The organism is uncultured Amnibacterium sp. (assembly GCF_964245895.1).
Classification (GTDB): Bacteria; Actinomycetota; Actinomycetes; order Actinomycetales; family Microbacteriaceae; genus Amnibacterium.
The window spans coordinates 1-5,023 of sequence record NZ_CAXTOQ010000203.1; the positions used below are offsets into that span (position 1 = coordinate 1).

4 protein-coding genes are annotated in these 5,023 nt (G+C 75.2%); 1 reads left to right on the forward strand and 3 read right to left on the reverse strand.

Annotated elements, in window-relative coordinates; translation table 11 throughout:
- Positions 1-300: 300 nt before the first annotated feature.
- Both ACFE60_RS17515 and ACFE60_RS17520 read right to left on the reverse strand, forming a co-directional pair.
- Positions 301-1,317, reverse strand: coding sequence for a LacI family DNA-binding transcriptional regulator (locus ACFE60_RS17515; protein WP_375390139.1), 1,017 nt, complete (start codon positions 1,315-1,317; stop codon positions 301-303).
- Complete coding sequence (locus ACFE60_RS17520; RefSeq protein WP_375390140.1) at positions 1,296-3,302, reverse strand: aldo/keto reductase; 2,007 nt, start codon at positions 3,300-3,302, stop codon at positions 1,296-1,298. The genes ACFE60_RS17515 and ACFE60_RS17520 overlap by 22 nt, the downstream gene beginning before the upstream one ends.
- Positions 3,303-3,387: 85 nt before the next feature.
- Here ACFE60_RS17520 and ACFE60_RS17525 point away from each other — a divergent pair, with 85 nt between their 5' ends.
- Positions 3,388-4,776, forward strand: coding sequence for a protein kinase (locus ACFE60_RS17525; protein WP_375390141.1), 1,389 nt, complete (start codon positions 3,388-3,390; stop codon positions 4,774-4,776).
- A gap of 18 nt (positions 4,777-4,794) precedes the next feature.
- On the opposite strand, the gene ACFE60_RS17530 is transcribed toward ACFE60_RS17525, so the two are convergent.
- Positions 4,795-5,023, reverse strand: a 229-nt coding sequence (locus tag ACFE60_RS17530; protein WP_375390142.1) for a DUF2255 family protein, incomplete at its 5' end; no start/stop codon positions are given.

Genomic DNA, 5,023 nt, shown 5'->3' on the forward strand with positions numbered 1-5,023 from the left:
CGGCCGGCGAGCAGCGAGGGGATGGTCGCGGCCTGGATGGCGGACGGCGACTCGTAGCCGAGGTCCTTCAGCCCCTTGAGGACCGCGGGGTCGAGACCGAGGTCGGCGAACGAGGGCGCGGCAGCAGAGGAGGAGTCGACCTCGCCCTGCTCGACCGAGTCGGGGGCGGGCATCGGACCAGGGTACCGGCCGCGTCGACCCGCCGGGGCGGGGCCGCCTGCCGCCGCGAACCGCGGACCTGCCCCTCTCCGCGGACGACATCCGTACCGGGTGCAGGAAGTGGCCGGTGTGCGGTTCCGGCTAGGCGGAGTCGCGGAGGAGGAGGCGGTGCCGCACCGTGCGCTGCGCGTCCGGGCCGGAGCGCGGCGCGGCGCCCGCGAGCATCGCGACGGCCAGATCGAGCGCCTCCCGGGCCACCGCGTCGAGGTCCACGTCGAGCGTCGTCAGCGCCGGGGTGACGAGCCCGCCGAGCGCGAGCCCGTCGATGCCGACGACCCGCAGCTCGCCCGGCACGTCGACGCGCGCCCGTCGGCAGGCGGACAGCGCGCCGAGGGCCATCAGGTCGTTGAAGGCGAGGATCGCGTCGGGCCGGTCGTCCGCGAGCACCGGCTCCACGGCGCCGGCGGCCGCCTCCGCCGAGTGCGAGTCGGCGGAGGCGGTGCGGAGCGGGATCCCGTGGCGGGCGAACGCCGCCGCCATCAGCCCGACGCGGCGGCTGGGGCCGTCCGGCCGCGCGGAGTCCAGGGCGAGCGGCGCCCGCACGCCAGCAGCGACCAGGTGGTCGACGGCCGCAGCGACGGCCGCGGACCGGTCCAGGTGCACGGCTCCCCGCAGCGGCTCCCCCACGGGATCGAGCTCGACGACCGGCGCCGCGCCCAGCAGCTCGATCCACGCCGCGGCCCGCACCCCGAGGTACCCGATGACCGCGTCGGTCTGCGCGCCGAGCGATGCGACCATCCGCTCCGCGTCGCCGGACAGCGCGACGTCTGCGAGCAGCACGTTCCAGCCCTCGGTCGCGGCGATCCGGACGACGGCGGCCGCGAGCTCCGGCGACCACGGGTTGCGCAGGTCGTCGACGACGAGACCGAGCTGGCGCTCGCCGCCCGTGACGAGGCCGCGCCCGAACCGCGACGGCCGGTACGCGAGGGCCTCGGCGGCGGCGAGCACCCGCTGCTTCGTCGCCGGGCTGATGCCCGGCATCCCGTTCATCGCCCGCGTGACGGTCTGCCGGGACACCCCGGCCGCGGCCGCGACGTCGAGGATCGTCGCGCGGCCCGAGCCGGGCCGGCCGTCGGTCAGGCGCGGAGGTCCAGCCACGCGACCTGCTCCGGCGTCAGCTCGACCGACAGGCCCCGCATCGACGACCGGGCCTCCTCGATCGTCCGCGGGCCGAACAGCGCGAACGTCGGGAACGGCTGCGCGAGCACGTACTCCAGGGCGACCGCCGTCGCCGGCACCCCGAGCTCGGCGCCCAGCTGCTCGGCCCTGCGGAGGCGCTCGAAGTTGTCGTCGCCGTAGTAGCAGCGCACCAGCTCGGCGTCGTCGGTGAAGTCCGGCCGGGCGCGGGCGAAGAACCCGCGCGCCTGGCTCGACCACGGCAGCAGCGGCACCTGGCGCTCCTCCAGCCACGCCTTCGAGGCCGGGTCGGTGACGTGCCGGCAGCCGGCCCACGGCACGTCGTACGCCTCCGCGAGCCCGAAGTGGTTCGAGAGCACCGCGAGCTCCGCCCGGCCGTTCGCGCGCGCCCACGCGTTGGCCTCGTCGAAGCGGTCGAGGCCCCAGTTCGAGACGCCGTAGACCCGGATGCGGCCGGCCCTGCGGTGCTCGTCCATCACGTCGACGAACTCCCCGACCGGCACGTCGGGGTTGTCGCGATGCATCAGGTAGACGTCCGCGTAGTCGGTGCCCTGCCGCTCGAGGCTCTCGAGCAGCTGCGTCGACAGCGACTCCGGATCGCAGTGCGGGGTGTGCGCCCCCTTCGTGAGCACGACGACCTCCTCCCGCACGCCGCGGTTGGCGATCCACCGCCCGAGCCGGGTCTCGTACTCGCCTCGGCCGTACAGCCAGGCGGTGTCGAAGGCGTTGCCGCCCTGCTCCATGAAGACGTCGAAGATCGCGGAGGCGTGCGCGAGGTCCGGCTGGTTGTCGCAGCCCATCACCAGGCGGGACATCCGCTTGCCGACCCCGGGCAGCTCCCCGTAGCGCATCGGCGCGTCCGCGGCCACGGCGAGCGGCCTGCCCGAGACGGTCGGGATGGCCGCGGTCTCGGCCTCGAACGGGTAGCGGAGGCCGATCGCCGCGCGCCACCGGTCCAGCGTGCGGGCCGCGGCGAGCGAGTCGTCGAGGGTCATCTCGGGCACCTCGACGGCGCCAGCCTGCGCGGCGGCGACCGTCGCGGCGGCCTCCAGGCCGTACACCGCGACCTCCTCGATCTCGATGACCCGGGGCTCGTCCTCGGTGGTGGCGACCTCGATGGTCGAGCCGCCCTCGATGGTCCACGGGTTCGAGACCGTGATGCGGCCGCGCGACCCGAGGATCACGAGCGCGTTCGGGTCCTGCAGGCGGACGCCGGTGCGGAGGGTCGCGGTGATGCCGCCGGGGAGGACGAGGTCGGCGACCGCCCACTCGTCGACGCCGGTCCGGCCGATCGCGCCCTTCGCGGCGAGGCCGACCGGCTCGACGGAGCGCCGGCCGGTGGCCGCGCCGACCACAGCCATGGCCATCGTCACCGGGTAGCAGCCGACGTCGAGGATGCCGCCGCCGGCGGTCGCCGGGTCGTACAGCCGGCCGGTGCGATCCGCTGAGCGGAAGGCGAAGGCGACGTCGAGGTGGTGGACGTCGCCGATCGCGCCGTCGCGGAGCAGGCCGAGCAGCGTGCCCAGCTGCGGGTGGAACCGGGGCACGAACGCCTCGACCAGCGTGGTGCCGGCGCGGCGCGCGGCGTCGACGACCGCCATCGTCGTGCCGGCGTTCGGCGTCATCGGCTTCTCGCAGAGCACGGCCTTGCCCACCGCGATCGCGTCGAGCACGAGGTGCGCGTGGGTCGGGTGCACCGTCGCGACGTACACCGCGGTGACCCGCGGGTCCGCGAGCGCCTCCGCGTACGTGCCCGCGGTGACGTCCGCGTAGCCGAGCGCCGCCGCCTCCGCCGCGAACGCCGCCGAGCGCTCGAGGTCGCTGCTGCCGACGGCGACGAGCGGGGTGGAGGTGGTCGGCAGCTCGGCGAGGAAGCGTCGCGCGATGCGGCCCGGCCCGAGCACGGCCCAGCCGCCCGTCGGTGTGATCCCGGTCTCCGTCGTCATCCTGGTCCTCCCGCCGCGCCGTGAACGTTCACGACGGGACCGGACGGTAGCACCGACGTCCGACGCTCCTGCTACAACTTGCGGCATGACGGACGCCGCCGCCACCACGGCCAGACCGGAGCCGCGCACGCTCGGTGGCCGGTACCGGCTGGGCCCGGTGCTCGGGCGCGGAGCGATGTCCGTCGTCCATCGGGCGCACGACCTCCTGATCGGCCGGGAGGTCGCCGTGAAGCTGTTCACCGCGCCCGCCGACACCCCGGAGGAGCTGCGGAAGCAGCAGGCCGAGGCGGCCCTGATCGGCTCCCTCAACCATCACGCGCTGACGACGCTGCTCGACGCGGGCGCCGACACGACCGACCCGCGCAGCCCCCGCCTCTACCTGGTCATGGAGTACGTGCGCGGCCTCGACCTGCGGGAGCGGCTGGCGCAGGGCGTGCTCACGCCGCAGCAGGTCTGCTGGCTCGGGTTCGACCTGGGCGAGGGGCTGCAGCACCTGCACGCGGCCGGGTTCCTGCACCGCGACGTCAAGCCGGCGAACGTGCTGCTCGCCGAGCAGGACGAGGCGGTCCGGCTGCGCGGCAAGCTGACGGACTTCGGCATCGCGGCGCGGATCCACGGCGACGCCGACGACGAGTTCACCACCGGCACGGCCGCCTACCTGAGCCCCGAGCAGGTCGAGGGCGAGGACGCGGAGCCGGCGTCGGACGTCTACGCGCTCGGGCTCGTGCTGCTGGAGGCGCTGACGGGCCGGACGGCCTTCCCCGGCTCCGTGCAGGTCTCGGCCTTCGCGCGCCTCGAGCGGCAGCCGGAGATCTCCTCGTCCATCCCGCTGGGCGTCGCCGACCTGCTGTCCCGGATGACCGCGCGCGAGCCGTCGCGCCGCCCGTCGGCCGGAGGCGTGGCGGCCGCGTTCCAGGCGCTGCTGGTGCAGGACCTCGTCGCGAACCGCGTCGTCGACGCGCTGCCCGTGGACGCGCGGGCGGAGTCGGCGCGGCTGGCCGCGGTGCGGCGATACAACATCCTCGACACCCCGCCGGAGGACGCCTTCGACGACATCACGCGCATCGCGACGCGGATGCTGCACGCGCCCGTCGCCCTGGTCTCGATCATCGACGCGGACCGGGTGTGGCACAAGTCGCGGCAGGGCACCGACGTGGCGGAGGTCGACCGCAACACGTCGTTCTGCTCGACGACGGTCCCTGACCACGACGGCCCGTGGTCGATCCCCGACGCGCGGGAGGACGACCGCACGCGCGCGAACGCGCTCGTCACCGACGACCCGAACGTGCGCGCGTACGCCTCCGCACCGCTGATCACCCACGACGGGCACCGGCTGGGCTCGCTCTGCGTGTTCGACTTCCAGCCGCACGAGTTCTCCAGCGACGACCTCGCCGACCTGACGAGCCTGGCCGCGATCGTGATGCGCGAGCTGGAGCTGCGGCTCGCCAGCCGCCGCGCGCTGTTCGACCTCTGAGCGCCGGGCGTCCGCGGGTCAGGCCCGCTCGACCCGCAGCGTCGTCGCCCGGGCGGCGGAGGCGTTGATCGCGGCGACCGAGCCGCGCGACGACGGGTACTTCGCCGCGTAGGCGGCATCGATCGCCTCCTGCACGCCGTCATCGGCCGCGACGTCGGCGAAGCGCACGTCCGCCTCCACCTCGCCGGACTCGATCCGCCCCTCGTGCCGGTGCTGCACGCGGCGGTACCAGGCGCCGTCCGCGCCG

Coding starts and splice junctions, on each gene's coding strand:
- ACFE60_RS17520 (WP_375390140.1), bottom strand. CDS start 3,302: ATGACGACGGAGACCGGGATCACACCGACGGGCGGCTGGGCCGTGCTC.
- ACFE60_RS17525 (WP_375390141.1), top strand. CDS start 3,388: ATGACGGACGCCGCCGCCACCACGGCCAGACCGGAGCCGCGCACGCTC.